11 protein-coding genes, 2 rRNA genes and 1 pseudogene are annotated in these 19,035 nt (G+C 69.4%); 4 read left to right on the top strand and 10 right to left on the bottom strand.

The window, feature by feature from the left end; all coding sequences use genetic code 11:
- Nucleotides 1-24 precede the first annotated feature (24 nt).
- On the top strand, nt 25-3,186 hold the full coding sequence (locus ET445_RS08510) for an ATP-binding protein (RefSeq protein WP_129190571.1): 3,162 nt from the start codon (nt 25-27) through the stop codon (nt 3,184-3,186).
- A 114-nt stretch (nt 3,187-3,300) separates the two neighbouring features.
- Here ET445_RS08510 and ET445_RS08505 read toward each other — a convergent pair whose 3' ends face one another.
- Entirely contained in the window at nt 3,301-4,047 is a 747-nt protein-coding gene (locus ET445_RS08505; RefSeq protein ID WP_129190569.1) for an ABC transporter permease, read from the bottom strand.
- Between the two features lie 79 nt (nt 4,048-4,126).
- Nucleotides 4,127-5,125 carry an ATP-binding cassette domain-containing protein gene (locus ET445_RS08500; protein WP_129190567.1) on the bottom strand — a complete coding sequence of 333 codons (999 nt, stop codon included), beginning with the start codon at nt 5,123-5,125 and terminating at the stop codon, nt 4,127-4,129.
- Between the two features lie 185 nt (nt 5,126-5,310).
- Here ET445_RS08500 and ET445_RS08495 point away from each other — a divergent pair.
- Nucleotides 5,311-6,692 (top strand): annotated as a pseudogene (locus ET445_RS08495) (L-serine ammonia-lyase).
- Nucleotides 6,693-6,780: 88 nt separating this feature from the next.
- Nucleotides 6,781-7,650: a sulfurtransferase gene (locus ET445_RS08490; RefSeq protein WP_129190565.1), complete on the top strand. Its 870-nt coding sequence runs from the start codon at nt 6,781-6,783 to the stop codon at nt 7,648-7,650.
- A 12-nt stretch (nt 7,651-7,662) separates the two neighbouring features.
- Here the strand turns inward: ET445_RS08490 and ET445_RS08485 are convergent, their stop codons facing one another.
- The 4 genes from ET445_RS08485 to ET445_RS08470 form a co-directional block, all read right to left on the bottom strand.
- Complete coding sequence (locus tag ET445_RS08485; RefSeq protein WP_129190563.1) at nt 7,663-8,184, bottom strand: rhodanese-like domain-containing protein; 522 nt, start codon at nt 8,182-8,184, stop codon at nt 7,663-7,665.
- Between the two features lie 86 nt (nt 8,185-8,270).
- A complete protein-coding gene (locus tag ET445_RS08480; protein ID WP_129190561.1) occupies nt 8,271-9,554 on the bottom strand; it encodes a M18 family aminopeptidase in 1,284 nt (427 codons plus the stop codon).
- Nucleotides 9,555-9,616: 62 nt separating this feature from the next.
- Nucleotides 9,617-10,549 carry a J domain-containing protein gene (locus ET445_RS08475; RefSeq protein ID WP_129190559.1) on the bottom strand — a complete coding sequence of 311 codons (933 nt, stop codon included), beginning with the start codon at nt 10,547-10,549 and terminating at the stop codon, nt 9,617-9,619.
- Between the two features lie 116 nt (nt 10,550-10,665).
- Nucleotides 10,666-12,327 carry a DUF7059 domain-containing protein gene (locus ET445_RS08470; protein WP_129190557.1) on the bottom strand — a complete coding sequence of 554 codons (1,662 nt, stop codon included), beginning with the start codon at nt 12,325-12,327 and terminating at the stop codon, nt 10,666-10,668.
- 174 nt (nt 12,328-12,501) lie between these two features.
- Here ET445_RS08470 and ET445_RS08465 point away from each other — a divergent pair, with 174 nt between their 5' ends.
- Complete coding sequence (locus tag ET445_RS08465) at nt 12,502-12,834, top strand: hypothetical protein (protein WP_129190555.1); 333 nt, start codon at nt 12,502-12,504, stop codon at nt 12,832-12,834.
- 3 nt (nt 12,835-12,837) lie between these two features.
- Here the strand turns inward: ET445_RS08465 and pnuC are convergent, their stop codons facing one another.
- The 4 genes from pnuC to ET445_RS08445 all read right to left on the bottom strand — a co-directional run bounded on the left by pnuC (nt 12,838) and on the right by ET445_RS08445 (nt 18,921).
- Nucleotides 12,838-13,518 carry a nicotinamide riboside transporter PnuC gene (gene pnuC, locus ET445_RS08460; RefSeq protein WP_129190553.1) on the bottom strand — a complete coding sequence of 227 codons (681 nt, stop codon included), beginning with the start codon at nt 13,516-13,518 and terminating at the stop codon, nt 12,838-12,840.
- Nucleotides 13,515-15,431, bottom strand: a complete 1,917-nt coding sequence (locus ET445_RS08455; protein ID WP_129190551.1) for a thioredoxin domain-containing protein — start codon at nt 15,429-15,431, stop codon at nt 13,515-13,517. Before ET445_RS08455 ends, pnuC begins: the two co-directional genes overlap by 4 nt.
- Before the next feature lie 72 nt (nt 15,432-15,503).
- Nucleotides 15,504-15,620: ribosomal RNA gene (rrf, locus tag ET445_RS08450) — 5S ribosomal RNA — on the bottom strand.
- 193 nt (nt 15,621-15,813) lie between these two features.
- Nucleotides 15,814-18,921: ribosomal RNA gene (locus ET445_RS08445) — 23S ribosomal RNA — on the bottom strand.
- Between the last annotated feature and the right edge of the window lie 114 nt (nt 18,922-19,035).

Raw genomic sequence — 19,035 nt, 5'->3', positions numbered from 1 at the left:
GCCCGCCCGCGTAGGCTTTCCCATGTGACCGATCCGACCGAGACGAGCGTGCGCATCGCGCTCCTCGGCCCGGTTCTCGTCGCCGACGAGTCGGAGCGGCTGACCGAGCCGTCGGGCGCGCTCGTGAAGGCGCTCGTCGCGGCGCTCGTGCTGCTGCCGAGGCATCCGGGCGAAGCGGTGCCCCCGGCGGCCCTCATCGACGAGTTGTGGGGCGACGAGCCGCCGCGGGCGGGCAAGGCCGCACTGCAGACGCTCGTGTCGCGCCTCCGGCGCCTCTCCCCCGACCTCGTACGGTCGTCGGCAGCGGGCTACGCGCTCGGCGTCGACGCTGGTCGGATCGACCTGTCCATCGCGGGTTCGGCGGCGGGCTCGACCGACCTTCCGACACTCGACGCGGCCCTCGACCTGTGGCGGGGCGCCCCGGGCGCCGACCTCGGCGAGGCCCCCGTCGGCGAGCTCCTCGCCGAGCGGGCCGAGTCGCTCCGCCGCGATCTCCTCTCGGCGCACGCGCGCGCGGCGTCCGCCGCGGGCGAGCACGTGCGGGCGCTCGCCGACCTCGACGCGCTCATCGCCGCACGTCCGCTGGACGAGCCGCTCCGGCTCGCGCAGCTCGACGCGCTCGCAGCGCTCGGCCGGCGCGTCGAGGCGCTCGCGGCGTTCGCGGCGTTCCGCGAGCTCCTCGCCGACGAGCTCGGCACGGCGCCGGGCCCGGCGCTCGTCGCGCGCAACGCGCGACTGCTGCAAGACGAGGATCAGGCGGATGTCTCGTCGGCGACCCCTGCCGCGAGCGCGGCGCCGGCTCTCCCGCCCGTCCCGGCAGCCGCCCTGACACCGGTTCCCGCCGCGCTCGGCGCGCTCGTCGGCCGACGCCGCGAACTCGACCTCATCGAGCACCAGCTCGCCGACGAGCGGCTCGTGACGATCCTCGGACCGGGCGGTGCCGGAAAGACGACCCTCGCGCTCGAGTCGGCGCGCGCCCACGACGTGTCGGCCGTCGTCGTCGAGCTCGCCCCGGCCGAGCCGGGCGACGTGTGGAACGCGGTCGCGGGCGCCGTCGCCCGATCCATCCGCATCTCCGACTCCGCGCTCTCCGCGGCCGCGGGGCCCCGCGAGCGGGCGATCGAAGCGCTCGCCGGGCGTCGCGTGCTCGTCGTCCTCGACAATTGCGAGCACGTCTCCGCCGAGGCGGCGGGCGTCGCGCTCGACCTGCTGCGGAACGTGTCGGGGCTCAGCATCCTCGCGACGAGCCGCGAGCCACTCGGGATCCCCGGCGAGGCGTTCGTCGATCTCGGGCCGCTGCCTCACGCCGACGCGCGCGAGCTCTTCGCCCGGCGCGTCCGCGCCGCACGCGGCACGCCGCCCGAAGACGGCGACGCCGAATCGGTCGACCGCATCGTGCGACGGCTCGACGGGTTGCCGCTCGCGCTCGAGCTCGCCGCCGCGAAGACCCGCACCCTGACCCTCGCCGAGATCGACGCGGGCCTCGACGACCGGTTCGCGCTCCTCGCGACGGGGCCTCGCGCCGCCGACCCCCGTCACCAGACGCTGCGCGCCCTCATCGACTGGAGCTGGGAGACCCTCACCGACCCCGAGCGCACGGCCCTCCTCGCGGTCGCGGTGTTCCCCGACGGCGTCGGCGCCGCCGACGCGGCCGTCGTCGCGAACGAGTTCTCGACCGAGGCATCCGCATTCGACCGCCTCGTCGACCGCTCGCTGCTGCGACGGGTCGACGGGCGCTTCCGCATGCTCGAGACCGTGCGCGAGTACAGGCTCGACCGGGTGCGGGCCGCCGGCGGCGAACTCGACGCCCGTGCGCACGCCGCCGCCGCGCTCGCCGACCTCGCGGCCGCCCGAGACCCGCTCCTGCGCGGGCCGCGCGTGCGTGAAGCCCTCGCGTGGTTCGACGCGAACGACGAGAGCATCCTCGCGGCGGCGCGGTGGACGCGCGAGACGCCCGAGCTGCGCGACGAGGGCGTGCGGCTGCTGCGCGCCTGCCTGTGGGCGTGGGCGATGCGCGAGCGCTTCGAAGAGCTCGCGGTGGGCGTCTCGTCGTTCGCGTCCGACGACGACCCGCTCGCGAGCGAGCCAGCGGTCGTCGTGAACGGGCTCGCGTTCGTCATCCGCGGGGTCGGGCTGACGGCGGCGATCGAGCTCGTCGACGAGCTCTCGCCCGACGAGGTGGCGTCATTCGCCACCGATGCCGAGCGGATCAGCGCCGCCGCGAAGGCGCACCCGTCGGAGCTCGCGCTCGTGCTCCCTCCGCTCCTGAGCGCCGCGACGCGAGCGATCGCCGAACCGCGGGCACGGTCGAGCCGCAACTGGGCGCTCGACCTCGGCCCGTTCGACGACCCCGACGCGCCCGAGTGGACGCGCGCGCTCCTCGCGATCCTGCAGACCGCGTTCGCCCAGAACTCGGGCGACGTCGAGACGCTCGGGCGCGAGGGCGAACGCGCGCTCGCGATGTTCCGGGAGCTCGGCGACGTGTGGGGCATCGCACTCGCGAGTCAGATGCGCTCCGAATGGCTCATGCTCGAGGGCCGGCTCGAGGCGGCGCTCGAGGTCGCCGACGCGTCGAGCGAGGGGCTCGAGGGCCTCACCTCGGTGTGGGACCTCATCCAGCAGAAGTCGCTCGCGATCGGGCTGCTCACCCGTCTCGGGCGCATCGACGAGGCGCGCGAACGGCTCGACGCCATTCGGGCGCTCGCCGAGGCAGAGGGGTCGGTGCGCTCGCTCCTGCAGTGCCGCTTCACGGCCGCCGCGGTCGCGCTCGCGGTCGACGACGGCGAGGGCGCGCTTCGCGAGCTCGACGCGATCCCCGTCGACGAGATGACGTTCGGCCCGGCCGAGCAGGTCCTCGCGCTCGGCGAGGCCCGGCGTGCGCAGGCGCTGCTCCTGTGCGCGCGACCCGACGAGGCGCTCGAGGCGCTCCGGTCGGCGTTCCCGGTCGCGTCTCGCTCGGGCGATCAGCCGATCATGTCCGAGGTCGTGCTCGCGATCGCGACGTGGCTCGCCCGCACGGGACGCGACGACGAGGCGCGCGAGGTGTTCGCCGACGCCGTGCGGCTCCGCGGCCGCGCCGACGAGACCGACCCCGGCTACCGCAGGCTCGTCGCCCTCCTCGGGGAGCCCGACCTGTCGTCGGAGCGCGAACCCGATGTCCGCGCGCTCGCCAGCCTGCTCGAGTGAGCCGGTCCGGCGCTGACGGACAGGCGGCGCCGGAGACGAGAAAGGGCCCGGCCCTCCGAAGAGAGCCGAGCCCTGAGACATCCGCAAGCACGAGACATCCGGATGTCCCGAACCTCACGCCTTGCGCATGTACGCCCTGACGGTGAGCGGCGCGAAGATCGCGACGATCACGGCCGCGCCCGCGAGCGAGATCCACGCGTCCGACGTGAACGCACCGTTGTTGACGAGCTCGCGTACCGCCGTGACCAGGTGCGAGACGGGGTTGACGTTCACGAACCACTGCAGCCAGTTCGGCATGGTGTCGACCGGCACGAACGCGTTCGAGAGGAACGTGAGCGGGAACAGCACGAGCATCGAGATGCCCTGCACGCTCGAGGCCGTGCGCGCGATGACGCCGAAGAAGGCGAAGATCCAGCTGATCGCCCACGAGCACGCGATCACGAGGAGCGCCGCGACGACGACCGCGCCGAGTCCGCCCTCAGGACGGAAGCCCATGAGGTAGCCCATCGTGAACGTGAGCGTCGTCGCGATCGCGTAGCGCACGGTGTCGGCGAGGAGCGCGCCCGAAAGCGGCGCGATGCGGGCGATCGGCAGCGACCGGAACCGGTCGAACACGCCCTTGTCCATGTCTTCGCGCAGTTGCGTGCCGGTCACGACCGAGGTCGTGATGACCGTCTGCACGAGGATGCCGGGGATGATGACCGGCAGGTACGACGCGACGTCGCCCGAGATCGCTCCGCCGAAGATGTACGTGAACATGAGCGTGAAGATGATCGGCTGCAGGGTCACGTCGAACAGCTGCTCGGGCGTGCGGCGGATCTTCACGAGGCCGCGGTAGGCCATCGTGAAGGTGTTGCGCATCGTCTGCGAGAAACTCGTGAGGTTCTTGAGGTTGCGCTCGGACGCCGGAGTGATCCGGCGGGGGCTTCGGCGACGGTGCTCATGCGTGCACCCCTTCTTTCTGGTCCTGGTCGTTCCGACCGGCCGCGTCGTGGCCGGTGATGGTGAGGAACACCTCGTCGAGCGTCGGCTTCTGCACGCTCATCTCGGCGAGGTGGATACCCGCTTCGCGGAGCGTCACGAGCAGGTCGGTGACGCGGTCGGCGTCGGCCATCGGGGCCGTGATGCGGGATGCCTCGGGCGAGAGCGCCGCACGCACGCCGAGCACCTGCTCGACCGCGCGGAGCGCGAGCTCGGTGTCGGCGGGGTCTTCGACGCGCAACTGCAGCGACGACGTGCCGACCGACGCCTTGAGCTCGTCCGAGGTGCCCTCGGCCACGACGCGCCCGCGGTCGATGACGGCGATGCGGTCGGCGAGCTGGTCGGCCTCGTCGAGGTACTGGGTCGTGAGGAGCACGGTCGATCCGCTCGCGACGAGCTCGCGGATGGTGTCCCACATCTGGCCGCGCGTGCGCGGGTCGAGGCCCGTGGTGGGCTCGTCGAGGAAGATGAGGGGCGGCTGGGCGATGAGCGACGCGGCGAGGTCGAGGCGTCGGCGCATGCCGCCCGAGAAGTTCTTGAGCGGCCGCTTGGCGGCTTCCGAGAGGCCGAAGCGTTCGAGCAGGTCGACCGACTTCGCCTTCGCCTCGGCGCGCGAGAGGCCGAGCAGTCGCGCGAAGATCACGAGGTTCTCGGTCGCCGACAGCGTCTCGTCGACCGACGCGAACTGGCCGGTGACGCCGATGAGCTGACGGACGATCTGCGGCTCCTTGACGACGTCGTGGCCGAAGATGCGGCCCGTGCCGCCGTCGGGCCGCAGGAGGGTCGCGAGCATGTTGATGGTGGTGGTCTTGCCGGCGCCGTTCGGGCCGAGCACGCCGTAGACGGTGCCGGTCGCGACGCGGAGGTCGACGCCGTCGACGGCACGGTTCGTGCCGAACGTCTTGACGAGTCCGTCGGCCTCGACCGCCCAGTCGCCGGCGCGGGAGAGTGCGCTCATGGCGGTTCCTTTCGGTGGGGGTGTTCGCCATCGGTGGATGGCTCGTGCATCACTCTGCTCGTCGCCGCTTGCACGGCGCTCGCACGCCGCTGACACGGCGATGTGCGCACTTGCACGACGCTTTCGCGCGGGATTCTTCGGATTCCGGCGGAAATCCTGCGCGTTCTTCGACGTACGCTGGAGGGGTGACAGCGTTCGTCTCGGCCCTCGACCTCTTCTCGATCGGCGTCGGCCCTTCGAGTTCGCACACCGTCGGACCCATGCGGGCGGCGCTCATGTTCGTCGAGACGCTCGAGCGCGACGGAGTGCTGGGCCGCGTCACGCGCGTCACATGCTCCCTCTACGGCTCCCTCGGCGCGACGGGCCTCGGCCACGGCACGCCCGACGCCGTCGTCGCCGGACTCGCGGGGCTCGACCCGAAGGACTGCGACCCCGCCGACGTCCGCGAAGCCTGGACCCGCCTCGACGAGGGCGCGACGGTCGCGCTCGGCGGGACGCATCCGATCGCGATGAAGCAGACGGATGTCTCGCTCGAACCCCGCACGCGCCTCCCCGGCCATCCCAACGCGCTCACGCTGCAGGCGTGGGGCGACGACCCGCTCCCCTCGCGGAAGAGACCTACTACTCGGTCGGCGGCGGATTCATCCGGCGTGACGGCGACGCCCCCGAAGACTCCGAGGCCCTGAGACATCCGCTCCCGTACTCGACCGCCGCCGAACTGCTCGACCTGTGCGACCGGCACGGCGTCTCGTTCTGCGACATCGCGCGCCACAACGAGGTCGCCGTGCACGGCGAAGACGGCATCGACGCGGGACTCGACGCGATCTGGGACGCGATGGCCGAGTGCGTCTCGCACGGGCTCGCGACCGAGGGCACCCTGCCGGGCGGGCTCAAGGTCAAGCGGCGCGCGCCCGAGGTGCGCCGCAGGCTCGAACGCTACGACCGGGAGTGGCTCGAGACCGCCGGCTTCCGCGACACCTCGACCGAGTGGCTGCACGCCTTCGCGCTCGCCGTCAACGAGGAGAACGCGTCGGGCGGGCGCGTCGTGACCGCGCCGACGAACGGCGCCGCGGGCATCATCCCCGCCGTCGGCCACTACTATCTGCGCTTCGTGCCGGGCGCGAACCGCGCGGGCATCCGCCGGTTCCTCCTCACGGCGTCGGCGATCGCGAGCCTCGTGAAGAAGAACGCGTCGATCTCGGGCGCCGAGGGCGGCTGCCAGGCCGAGGTCGGCTCGGCGTGCGCGATGGCCGCGGGTGCCCTGTGCGCCGTGCTCGGCGGCACGCCGCGCCAGATCGAGAACGCCGCCGAGATCGCCATGGAGCACCACCTCGGCCTCACGTGCGACCCCGTCGCAGGGCTCGTGCAGGTCCCGTGCATCGAGCGCAACGCCATCGCGGCGTCGACCGCCGTGTCGGCCGCGCGCCTCGCCCTCCACGGCGACGGCACGCACCTCGTGTCGCTCGACACCGTCATCGAGACCATGCGGCAGACGGGCCTCGACATGATGACGAAGTACAAGGAGACGAGCGAAGGCGGTCTCGCGGTCAACGTCATCGAGTGCTGAACGGGCATTCCGGATGTCCCGGCCGCCCGGTTACGCCCCGTGGCGTCACATTCGGGCGCGCGCGGCGCGCGCGAACTAGCGTGCCTGCATGAGCACCGCCCGCCTCGAGCTGCCCGATTCTCTCGTCTCGACCGACTGGCTCGCCGGCCATCTCGACGACGAACGACTCGTCGTGCTCGACGCGAGCGTCGTCGGCGCCGAGACGGCGGCGGGATTCCGGTGGCTCTCCGGTCTCGACGCGTATCTCATCGACGGGCACATTCCCGGTGCCGTGTTCGCCGACCTGCTCGAGGAGTTCAGCGACTCCGACGGTCCCTACGCGTTCACGCGCCCCGACCTCTTCCGCCTCGCGGAGGCCGCGCGCTCGACGGGCATCGACGACACCCGCACGGTCGTCGTCTTCGACTCGGGCCTCGGCCAGTGGGCGTCGCGGCTCTGGTGGCTCCTCGCCGCCGGCGGGCTCGACCGCGTCGCGATCCTCGACGGCGGGCTCGCGAAGTGGAAGGCCGAGGGCCGCCCCCTCGAGACCGGCTTCGTCGCGCCGCGTCCTGCCGCGAGCGTGACGCTCGCCGAGCGCCCCTCGTGGTGGGCCGACCGGGCCGAGGTCCGCCGCGTGGTCGACGGCGAGGCATCCGCGTCGCTCGTGTGCTCCGCGTCGCGCACCGACTTCACGGGCGAGACCGGGCGCCGCGACCGCCGCGGCCACATCCCCGGCAGCGTGCACGTGCCGCTCACGGCCGTCGTCGACCGTGAGACGAACGCGTTCCTGCCCGATGCCCCTGACGTTCCCGCAGGCCCCGACGAGCGCGTCATCGCCTATTGCGGCGGGGGCATCGCGGCGGCCGCGACGGCGTTCGCACTTCGGCGAGCCGGTCGCCGCGACGTCGCCGTGTACGACGGCTCGCTCGACGAGTGGTCGTCGCTCCCCGACGCGCCGCTCGTGAGCCTGAGCGCCTGACCGTCCCCGGTCTCAGCACGCGCAGCTGATCGGCCCGGCTGCCTCGCCGCCCGACGGCAACGCCTGCGACGACACGTTCGTGAGCGGGTCGGGCAGGGCCCGCGTGCGGCCTTCGTCGGACTCGACCGCGAATCCCTCGCGCACCCAGTACTCGAACCCGCCGAGCATCTCCTTCACGGGGTGCCCGAGGAGGGCGAACTCGAGCGCCGCGCGCTGCGCGCCGTTGCACCCCGGCCCCCAGCAGTACACGACGACGGGCGTCCCCGGCCCGATGAGCCCGGATGCCTCGTCGGCGATCCGCCGGGTCGGCAGGTGCACCGCGCCCGGCACCCGCCCCTGCGCCCACGACGCGTCACTGCGAGTGTCGACGAGCACGAAGCCCGCGTCACCCGCCTCGAGGGCCGCGTGCACGTCCGAGACATCCGACTCGAATGCGAGTCGCGCGCGGAAGTGCGCGATCGCGTCGGCATTCGTCGCGACCGTCGCGAAAAGCGGGCTGGATGTCTGGACTGCGTCAGAGGCGGCGATCGTCATGCGACGAGCCTGCCGGATGCCCCGCGGCGGCTGCCGTTCGGATCGCGCCGTCGTTGCGCGACATCCGGCCAAACCCGCTGGGGGTCTCAGCGCCCCGCCAGGAACCCCGCCGCCGCGCGGCCGAGCGCCGCGAGGTCGTCGACGTGCGCGAGCTCGCGAGCCGAGTGCATCGAAAGCAGCGGCACGCCGACGTCGACCGTGCGGATGCCGAGCCGCGTCGCCGAAATGGGCCCGATCGTCGTGCCGCACGGCACCGTGTTGTTCGACACGAACTCCTGCGTGTCGACGCCGGCCCGCTTGCAGACGGCCTGCCACGCGGCCTGCCCGACGGCGTCGGTCGCGTACCGCTGGTTCGCGTTGAGCTTCAACAGCACGCCGCCGCCGAGCACGGGCCGGTTCACCGGGTCGTGCTTCTCGATGAAGTTCGGGTGCACGGCGTGGCCGGCGTCCGACGACACGAGGAGCGAGTCGGCGAACGCCCGCCGACGGTCGTCGGCCGTCGCACCGAGCCCCGACGACACGCGTGCGAGGACGTCCTCGAGGAACGGGCCGGCCGCGCCCGAGCGCGACTCGGAGCCGAGTTCCTCGTGATCGAACGCCGCGAGCACGGAGATGTGCGCGGAAGCGGGCGCGGGCGCCGCAGCCGCATCGAGCAGCCCCACGAGACCCGCGAACACCGAGGAGAGGTTGTCGAGGCGCCCGGCCGCGAACAAGACGTCGTCGCGGCCGAACCGCTCGGGCGGCTGCACGGTGGCCGTGAGCACGTCGAAGCCCGCGATGTCGTCGCGGCCGACGCCCGCGTCGTCGGCGAGCACGCGCAGGATGTCTCCCGCCGCGCCCGCGCCCCAGATCGGCTGCACGTGGCGCTGCTTGTCGAGCGCGAGACCCGAGTTCGCGTCGCGGTCGAGGTGGATGGCCAATTGCGGAATGCGCAGGAGCGCTCCCGTCCGGACGAGGTGCTCGGTACCGTCGAAGGTCGCGATACGGCCCGCGAGCTCGAGTTCGCGGTCGAGCCACGAGTTCAGGAGCGGCCCGCCGTAGACCTCGACGTTCGCCTGCACGAGACCGGCCGCACTCGTCGACGGGTTGGGCTTGAGCTTGAACGCGGGCGAGTCGGTGTGCGCGCCGAGGATGTTGAACGGCGTCGTCGGCGTCGCACCCTCGGGCTGTATCCACGCGATGACGGCGCCGTCGCGCACCACGACACGACGGCCAGGCGTCTCGGGCCACGCGTCGCGCTCGTCGAGCCGCTCGAACCCGGCCGTCTCCAGTCGCCGCGCGACCTCCGCCGCCGCGTGGTACGAGGTGGGCGAAGCCCGCAGGAAGTCGGCGAAGTCGGAAACGTAGTCGTCGGTCGAGGCGTGCGGCATGCAAGCAAGCCTACGGGCGCGCGCCCGAGGCATCCGCCACTCCGCCACTCCGCCGACGAGCCCTACGCGAACCGCACGACCGCCTGCAACCGCGAGCGCACCTCCATGACCTCGGTCCCGCCGAGGTGAGCCGACCCAGGCAGTCCGTCGCGGATGGCGCTCGCGAGCCGCGACCGGCGCACGAGCGCGACGACCGCACCGCGCACGCTCCCGCCGAGCTGCAACGGCTCCGCTGCGTGCTCGTCGGGCACGACGATCAGGAGCGCCGTCGGCTTGACCTTCGCGGCCCGCCCGATCGCCTTCGCACGTGCCGCGAGGGCCTTGATCGGCCGCTCCCCGTCGAGCACCTCGCCCACGAGTTCGCCGCGCTTGAGCGCGACGGGGCCGCCCCAGTCCTCCGACGAGATCGCGAACAGCCCCGTCGGGCCGAGCACGAGGTGGTCGAGCTTCGGCACCGAGCCGGGCCCCGCGGCATCCGTCGCAAGGTCGTGCCAGATCGTGTACGCGATGCCGAGCGTCGAGAGGGACCGCGCGGTCGCCTCTTCGGCGAGGGCATCGGCGAGGATGTGCTTGAGGTCGCGCGGGGCGCTCCGCACGAGGGCGGGATCGTAGGGGTCGTCGAGCGGGACGCCGCGCCCCACCCACTCGCGGATGAGTCCGAGGTACTGCTCGCGCGAGTACCCGCCGGGATGTCCGTGGGAGCGCGCCAGCGGACGTGAGTCGCGCCGAGGCCGCGGCGCCGAGGGCGCCCATGCCTCGCGCGTCTCGGGAGCGCCGCCCAGTCCGCGACCGCGATCGAACGCGGCGCGCGCGTCGGGCGTGCCGACGAGCTGCCACGCGCGCTGCACGGCATCGAACGCCGCGGCGTCGCCGCCCGTGTCGGGGTGCGCCTGCCGAAGTGCCCGCCGATACGCCGCCTTCAAGGCCTGTTCGTCGGCATCGGAAGCGACACCGAGCACCTCGTAGGGTGACGCGGAGAGCGGAGATTCGGGCATGGGCTCGCTTTCAGGCCTGCCGCCGGCGGCACCGGCGCTGCTGAACGAGAATACTCGCGCTCACCTGGACATCGGCCGCCGACGACACCGACATCGCTGAACGCGAACCCTTGCGCTCACCCGGACATCGGCCGCAGCAGGCCGCCGTGCACGAGACCGCGGATCTGCGGCGCGAGTTCGGCCCACAACGCCGCGGCGTCGACCTCGAGGAGGTCGGCGATCGCGTCGGACAGCACGCCGACGGCGATGGTGCCGTCCGAGGCACCCACGAGCGCCGTGAGTGCCGTGCCCGCGTCGATCGCGCGCCCGAACCCGCCGCCCTGTCGGATGAGGATCGCGGTCGGCTGTTCGGCCCCGGGCAGGTGGTGGCGCTCCTCCGTGACATCCGGTGCGGTTTCGAGCTCCAGCGCCCGCAGGTCGTCGTCGCTCAACGCGTCGACGAGGTCGGATGCCTCGAGCACGGCCTCGAAGTGCGCTCCGAGCCCGCCGGGGTTCTCTCCGGCTGCGCCGTGCACGCGTTCCGCGATCCGCAAGCGCGGCGCCCCGCCTCCGTCCGCGGGCTTCCGCAGCAGCACGTACCCGAACCCGACGCCCGCGACGCCGCGCGCCCTGAAGTCGTCGAGCCACGCCGCGTGGAGCGCCTCGAACGCGGGCGTCCCGGGGCGCGTGCCGCCGTCGCGGATCCACGTCTCCGCGTACTCGCTCGGGTCGAGCGTCTCGCGCTCGACGACCCAGTACTCGAGCCCGGCGTCGTCGAGCCACCCCGCGACGCGTTCCAGGCCGGTCTGATCCCCGGCGTCGACACCCGGGCCTCCAGCCGGCACATCCCGCAGTTCCCAGTTGCCGAGGAACTGCGCGATGCCGCCCGGCTCGAGGTGCTCGGCCGCGCCCCGCAGCACGGCCTCGACGAGCGCGTCGCCGACCTGCCCGCCGTCGCGGTACTCGTAGCTCGGCACTCCGTCGGCGCGCGGCGTGATGACGAAGGGCGGGTTCGACACGATCCGGTCGAACCGCTCCCCTGCGACCGGCTCGTACAGGCTCCCGAGCCGGAACTCGATCGTGTCGATGCCGTTGAGCCGCGCCGTGAACCGCGCGAACGCGAGCGCTCGCGCCGAGACGTCCGTCGCGACGACCCGCTCGCTCCACCGCGACGCGTGCAGCGCCTGGATACCGCTGCCCGTCCCGAGGTCGAGCGTGCGCCGCGACGGCCGCTGGAGCAGCAGCCCGCTGAGCGTCGTGGACGCCCCGCCGACGCCGAGCACGTGGTCCTCGGGGAGCGGCCCGCCCATCGCGAGTTCGCCCGGGTCGGACGCGATCCACCAGTGCCCCTCGCCCGCGGCGTCGGCGAAGGCGTACGGTCGCAGGTCGACGATCGGTGCGAGCGCCACTGACATCGATGCGGGGTCGGATGCCACGAGCCCGAGCTCTTCGGCCCCGCCCGCCCGGAGCGCGGGAAGCGCGGCGTCGAGCGCGGCGCGTGTCTGCGGCACCCCGAGGAGGAACGCCCGCACGAGCGTCGCGAGCGCAGAGTCTTCGCCCGCAGCTGCGTCGAGCGCGCGAAGCGCGGGCACCCGATGCCCGCGGCGGAGCGCCGCACCGGGGTGCGAGCCGGCTTCGCCCGCCAGCCGATTCCACAGTGCTTCGACACCCTCGACCGTGTAGTCGGCCGCGGCGAGATCGGTGCGCAGTCGCTCGACGAGCGTCGCCGTCGAGGCATCCGGTTCGTCCTCGCGCCACCTCGCCGGCAGCAGCTCGCGCGGATCCCGGGTCTCGGTCATGCGACCACCTCCGGGCTCCCATTCAACCAGGCGCGCACATTCAACCCGGCACGCACAGTCGCGCCCCACCGACGTTTGGTCATCTCAGCGTCACCGGGGGCCGCGGCGCGTAACCCGCTGGACACACGAGGCGCTTACCTTGGGTAGCATCGACTGACGCGAGAGGGGGGCTCGATGCGAGACGCGACGACGCTCGAACGGCTGCGGCAAGACGCCCGCGACGAGCTTTCGGCGCTCATCGAGCTGCGCTGCCGGCTCGGCGAAGACCCGTGGGAGTTCCTGCCCGACTTGCCGTCGGTCGACGAGCAGGTCGTCGCGACCCTCCGCGAAGAGCGCCTTCACGAAGACCGGTGGCGCGTCGCGCGAGCGCGGGCGCACCACCCGACGGCTCGCCCCGGCGAGCTCGAACGCTTCGAGTACGAGATCCTGCGCGACATCGCGCTCGCGCACCCCGAGCTCTCGAATTCGGTCTGGTCGATGCTCGACCGCGTCGTCTCGCCCTGGTGAGCGCTACCCGCCCGGTGAGGTCCCTGCGCTGAGCTCCGCTTCGCGTGCTCTGCGTTGCACGCGCATCCAGGTCAAGAAGCCGACGAAGGTGAAGACGCCGTAGAACGCGTAGAGCAGCGCCGACGCGTAGTATCCGGCGCTCACGAGGAGCGGCACTCCGACGAGGTCGACGGCGATCCAGATGAGCCAGAACTCGGTCCAGCCCTTCGCCATGCCCCAGGTCGCGAGCAGCGACCCCATGAAGATCCAGGCGTCTGCCCACACGGGTTCGAACGATCCGAGCGCGCGGAAGATCGGAGTGAGGATGAGCGTGCCGCCGATCATGCCGAGCCCGAGGCCGACGCGCGCCTTCCAGCTCGCCCACTTGGGCTGCACGGCGACGTGCTCCTCGTTCTTCGTGCGCGACCACTGCACCCAGCCGTAGATCGAGACGGCGATGAACACAAGTTGACGGCCCGCCTGGCCGAGCAGGTTGACCGGGTTCGGCGTCCCGAACACGGCGCCGAGGAACACCGTGAAGAGCAGTGCGTTGCCGATGATCCCGACGGGCCAGGCCCACACCTTGCGCCGCAGGCCACCGAGCGCGCTTGCGAGGCCGAAGAGGTTGCCGATGATCTCGCGCCACAGGATCTGCTGGTCGCCGATCACGAGCGTCGCGTTGAAGAGCCATTCGAGCGGGTTCATGCGCGGGCGAGTTCCTCGAGTTCGGCGCGGCGGGCGACGGGGAGTGCGCAGACGAACGCTTCGCACCGGTAGGCGAGCGGACCGCCGTCGCGCGAGGTGCGGCCTTCGAAGAGTTCGAAGCCGGCTTCGGCGAAGGCGCGCGCTTGCGCGTCGGTGACGACGACGGCGACGGATGCCTCGTGCCGCCGCGTCACGTCGACGAGCTCCCGCTCGGGGCTCGGCTCATCGTCGCCGTCGCCGTCGGGTACTACTGTCACGACCTGCACGAGTGGCGACGCGAGCTCCGACATGAGCCGGAGGGAGCCGCCGAACGCGATGGGCCGCTGCACCGCGAGCGGTGCGACTTCCTCGAGTGCGGTCGTCGCAGCTTCGAGGTACCGGTCGCCCGCACCGAGCGCGAAGAGCAGCCACGCCGCGCGTGCGGTCGCCGTGAGCCCCGAGGGGGTCGCGCCTTCGGCCGGGTCGGCTGGGAGCGACAGGCCGCGGGCCGCGAGCACGGGATCGGAACCGCCGGGCGCCGCGAAGACCGATGCCGGCGTTGCCTCTGCTCCCGCCGTGAGTGCGGCATCGACGAGATCCCGTGCGGAAGCCGCCCAGCGCACCTCGCCCGTCGCGACCGCAAGCGCGAGCAGTCCTTCCGCGAGCATGCCCGTGTCCTCGAGCGTTGCACGTGCCTCCGAGATGCGCCCGTCGAGCGAAGCCCGCACGAGCGAGCCGTCCGCCCTGACGTGGTGGTCGAGCACGAACGCCCCTGCGCTCCGCGCGGCCTTCAACGCGACCTCGCCGACCGCGCTGCCCGCGACGAGCGCGCCGTACCGCGCAAGCGCGCCGATCGCGAGCCCGTTCCACCCCGTGAGGATCTTCTCGTCGAGCGCGGGAGGAGCGAGCGCGACGCGCCCCGCGGCATCCCGCCGGTAGTAACCGCCCTCATCGCGCCGGCCTTCGATGACGCTCTCGGAGTCCTGCGCGCTCGCGAACCCGCCCGACGGCTGCCGCATCACCGTCGTCAGGAACCTGACGATCCCGTCGGCGATCGCGGTGAGGTCGAACTCACCCGTCGGACTCGACGCTCGTCCGTCGCGCAGCAGGTCGGCGGCGACGTCGAGCAGGAGCGCGTTGTCCGAGAGCATCCGTTCGTAGTGGGGCTCCGACCAGTTCGCCCGCGTCGCGTACCGGAAGAATCCGCCTTCGACGCTGTCCCGCAGCGGGGAGTTCCCCATCCGAAGCAGTGTGCGGCGCGCGAGCCCACGGCCCTCCGCACCGGATTCGGCGAGGAACGCGAGCACGGGCGCGACCGGGAACTTCGGGGCGCCGCCGAATCCGCCGTAGACCTGGTCCTCTTCCGCCGCCAATGCCGAGGCCGCGGTGTCGAGCTGTGCACGATCGGGCAGACGCCCTCCGCCCGCCCCCGCGGCTGCCGCCGCAAGTGCTTCACCGACAGCCGCTGCGGTCTGCTCGAGCTCGTGCCGCCGCTCGTGCCATGCCTCCGACACGGCGGCGAGCACCTCGCGGAAGGCCGGCACTCCCGGCACCGCCTCCGGCGGAAAGTACGTGCCTGCGTAGAACGCCCGACCGCTCGGGTCGGCGAACACGGTCAGCGGCCAGCCGAGCTGACGGGTGAATGCGCTCGCTGCCGCGAGGTAGGTCGCGTCGACGTCGGGATGCTCCTCACGATCGACCTTGATCGAGACGAATCCGTCGTTCATGAGCTGTGCGGTTGCGGGATCGCTGAAGCTCTCACGGGCCATGACGTGGCACCAGTGACACGTCGCGTATCCGATGGAGATGATGACAGGCACGTCGCGCTCGGATGCCTCGGCGAACGCGGCTTCGCCCCACGGATGCCACGCGACGGGGTTGTCCGCGTGTCCGCGGAGGTACGGGCTGATGGCATCTGCGAGCCGGTTCGGCATGCGCCCCAGCCTAGTGAACGCGTTAAACCAAGAAGAGCCGCCCAATGGTTGGGCGGCTCTTCTGGAATGTGTGTCCGGCGGTGTCCTACTCTCCCACAGGGTCGCCCCTGCAGTACCATCGGCGCTGCGAGTCTTAGCTTCCGGGTTCGGAATGTGTCCGGGCGTTTCCCTCGCGCTATGGCCGCCGAAACTCTAGAACCAACACGTCCCACAGGGTGGGGGTTGGTGGTCTCGGTGCACACACCCCCGGTTCTTGTGTTTTGGGGTGTGTGGTTTCTGCTGTGCAGTTGTATGTGTGTTTCCGTCTGAAGGGAACCACAGAGTGGACGCGAGAAATCTTGGCCACCTACACACGCCTTACGAAAACTGTGTGGGTGTAGTGATTGTCAAGTTATCGGCGTATTAGTACCAGTCAGCTGCACACCTTGCGGTGCTTCCACATCTGGCCTATCAACCCAGTCGTCTACTGGGAGCCTTCACCCCGAAGGGATGGAAATCTCATCTTGAGGCCGGCTTCCCGCTTAGATGCTTTCAGCGGTTATCCATTCCGAACGTAGCTAACCAGCGGTGCTCCTGGCGGAACAACTGGCACACCAGAGGTTCGTCCAACCCGGTCCTCTCGTACTAGGGTCAGATCCTCTCAAATTTCCTGCGCGCGCAGAGGATAGGGACCGAACTGTCTCACGACGTTCTAAACCCAGCTCGCGTACCGCTTTAATGGGCGAACAGCCCAACCCTTGGGACCTACTCCAGCCCCAGGATGCGACGAGCCGACATCGAGGTGCCAAACCATGCCGTCGATATGGACTCTTGGGCAAGATCAGCCTGTTATCCCCGAGGTACCTTTTATCCGTTGAGCGACAGCGCTTCCACAAGCCACTGCCGGATCACTAGTCCCGACTTTCGTCCCTGCTCGACCTGTCAGTCTCACAGTCAAGCTCCCTTGTGCACTTACACTCGACACCTGATTGCCAACCAGGTTGAGGGAACCTTTGGGCGCCTCCGTTACTTTTTGGGAGGCAACCGCCCCAGTTAAACTACCCACCAGGCACTGTCCCTGAACCGGATCACGGTTCGAAGTTAGATATCCAGAGTGACCAGAGTGGTATTTCAACAACGACTCCACGAACACTAGCGTGCCCGCTTCAAAGTCTCCCACCTATCCTACACAAGCCACACCGAACACCAATACCAAGCTGTAGTAAAGGTCACGGGGTCTTTCCGTCCTTCTGCGCGTAACGAGCATCTTTACTCGTACTGCAATTTCGCCGAGTTCGCGGTTGAGACAGCTGGGAAGTCGTTACGCCATTCGTGCAGGTCGGAACTTACCCGACAAGGAATTTCGCTACCTTAGGATGGTTATAGTTACCACCGCCGTTTACTGGGGCTTAACTTCTCAGCTTCGCAACCGAAGTCGCTAACCGTTCCGCTTAACCTTCCAGCACCGGGCAGGCGTCAGTCCGTATACATCGTCTTGCGACTTGGCACGGACCTGTGTTTTTAGTAAACAGTCGCTTCCCACTGGTCTCTGCGGCCACCACACCCTTTCCGGAGCACGTCCGTATAAGTGGATGGCCCCCCTTCTCCCGAAGTTACGGGGGCATTTTGCCGAGTTCCTTAACCACGATTCTCTCGATCTCCTCGGTATTCTCTACCTGACCACCTGAGTCGGTTTGGGGTACGGGCGGCTAGAACCTCGCGTCGATGCTTTTCTCGGCAGCATAGGATCACCCACTTTTCATCCGCGTCACGTCTCAGCCTGTATGAGCGACGGATTTGCCTATCGCTCGGCCTACACGCTTGCCCCGGGACAACCATCGCCCGGGCTGGGCTACCTTCCTGCGTCACACCTGTTAATACGCTCACCGCACCAGACCGGGTCCCACGCTCCACCACCCGGCGCCTCCCGAAGGAGACTATGAGTGGTATCGGATGGTTAGCATTACTGGATTGGTGTGGGCGGTTCTTCGCCGGTACGGGAATATCAACCCGTTGTCCATCGACTACGCCTGTCGGCCTCGCCTTAGGTCCCGACTTACCCAGGGCAGATTAGCTTGACCCTGGAACCCTTGGTCTTTCGGAGGACGGGTTTCTCACCCGTCTTTCGCTACTCATGCCTGCATTCTCACTCGTGTACCGTCCACGGCTGGTTTCCACCGCCGCTTCACCCGGCACACGACGCTCTCCTACCCATCCACACGACTGGACCACGAAGGCCTATCGAATTGTGCGAATGCCACGACTTCGGTGGCGTGCTTGAGCCCCGTTACATTGTCGGCGCGGAATCACTTGACCAGTGAGCTATTACGCACTCTTTCAAGGGTGGCTGCTTCTAAGCCAACCTCCTGGTTGTCTGTGCAACTCCACATCCTTTCCCACTTAGCACGCGCTTAGGGACCTTAGTCGGTGGTCTGGGTTGTTTCCCTCTCGACGATGAAGCTTATCCCCCACCGTCTCACTGCTGCGCTCTCACTTACCGGCATTCGGAGTTTGGCTGACGTCAGTAACCTGTTGGGGCCCATCGGCCATCCAGTAGCTCTACCTCCGGCAAGAAACACGCAACGCTGCACCTAAATGCATTTCGGAGAGAACCAGCTATCACGAAGTTTGATTGGCCTTTCACCCCTATCCACAGCTCATCCCCTCCATTTTCAACTGAAGTGGGTTCGGTCCTCCACGACGTCTTACCGTCGCTTCAACCTGGCCATGGATAGATCACTTCGCTTCGGGTCTAGGACCTGCGACTGAATCGCCCTATTCAGACTCGCTTTCGCTACGGCTCCCCCACACGGGTTAACCTCGCCACAGATCACTAACTCGCAGGCTCATTCTTCAAAAGGCACGCTGTCACCAGAATCACACTGGCTCCAACGGTTTGTAAGCAAACGGTTTCAGGTACTATTTCACTCCCCTCCCGGGGTACTTTTCACCTTTCCCTCACGGTACTTGTCCGCTATCGGTCATCTGGGAGTATTTAGGCTTACCAGGTGGTCCTGGCAGATTCACACGGGATTTCTCGGGCCCCGTGCTACTTGGGATCCCTCTCCGGGCCGCACACGATTTCGACTACGGGACTCACACCCACTCCGGTCCGGCTTTCAATCCGGTTCGTCTATCGCATACGCGTCACCGTGACTGCACGGCAGTACAGTCCGAAAGGTCCCACAACCCCGACCATGCAACCCCTGCCGGGTATCACACATGACCGGTTTGGCCTGATCCGCGTTCGCTCGCCACTACTTACGGAATCACGGTTGTTTTCTCTTCCTGTGGGTACTGAGATGTTTCACTTCCCCACGTTCCCTCTACCCGCCCTATACATTCAGGCGGGAGTCACCAGGTCACCCAAAGGGCCTGGCGGGGTTTCCCCATTCGGAAATCCTCGGATCACAGCTCGTTTATCAACTCCCCGAGGCTTATCGCAGATTACGACGTCCTTCTTCGGCTCCAGATGCCAAGGCATCCACCGTTTGCTCTTAGAAACTTGAAATCACATGAGTTCAGAAACCACCAACCCCGAAGGGCCGGCGGTGACCAATGATAAGTCGGACACAACCCCGAAGAGTCGCGTCCTACAAATCTTGTGATCGATGTCCCCGAAGGA

This window comes from Agromyces protaetiae, from assembly GCF_004135405.1.
In the GTDB taxonomy this organism is placed as follows: domain Bacteria; phylum Actinomycetota; class Actinomycetes; order Actinomycetales; family Microbacteriaceae; genus Agromyces; species Agromyces protaetiae.
The sequence above is the reverse complement of the archived record's forward strand: the minus strand, read 5'-3'. Positions and strand labels throughout refer to the sequence as shown.

Bases quoted from the DNA above. Each gene is read 5' to 3' on its own strand.
- ET445_RS08505 (WP_129190569.1), bottom strand. From the start codon at position 4,047: ATGCGCAACACCTTCACGATGGCCTACCGCGGCCTCGTGAAGATCCGC.
- ET445_RS08500 (WP_129190567.1), bottom strand. From the start codon at position 5,125: ATGAGCGCACTCTCCCGCGCCGGCGACTGGGCGGTCGAGGCCGACGGA.
- ET445_RS08490 (WP_129190565.1), top strand. From the start codon at position 6,781: ATGAGCACCGCCCGCCTCGAGCTGCCCGATTCTCTCGTCTCGACCGAC.
- ET445_RS08485 (WP_129190563.1), bottom strand. From the start codon at position 8,184: ATGACGATCGCCGCCTCTGACGCAGTCCAGACATCCAGCCCGCTTTTC.
- ET445_RS08480 (WP_129190561.1), bottom strand. From the start codon at position 9,554: ATGCCGCACGCCTCGACCGACGACTACGTTTCCGACTTCGCCGACTTC.
- ET445_RS08475 (WP_129190559.1), bottom strand. From the start codon at position 10,549: ATGCCCGAATCTCCGCTCTCCGCGTCACCCTACGAGGTGCTCGGTGTC.
- ET445_RS08470 (WP_129190557.1), bottom strand. From the start codon at position 12,327: ATGACCGAGACCCGGGATCCGCGCGAGCTGCTGCCGGCGAGGTGGCGC.
- ET445_RS08465 (WP_129190555.1), top strand. From the start codon at position 12,502: ATGCGAGACGCGACGACGCTCGAACGGCTGCGGCAAGACGCCCGCGAC.
- pnuC (WP_129190553.1), bottom strand. From the start codon at position 13,518: ATGAACCCGCTCGAATGGCTCTTCAACGCGACGCTCGTGATCGGCGAC.
- ET445_RS08455 (WP_129190551.1), bottom strand. From the start codon at position 15,431: ATGCCGAACCGGCTCGCAGATGCCATCAGCCCGTACCTCCGCGGACAC.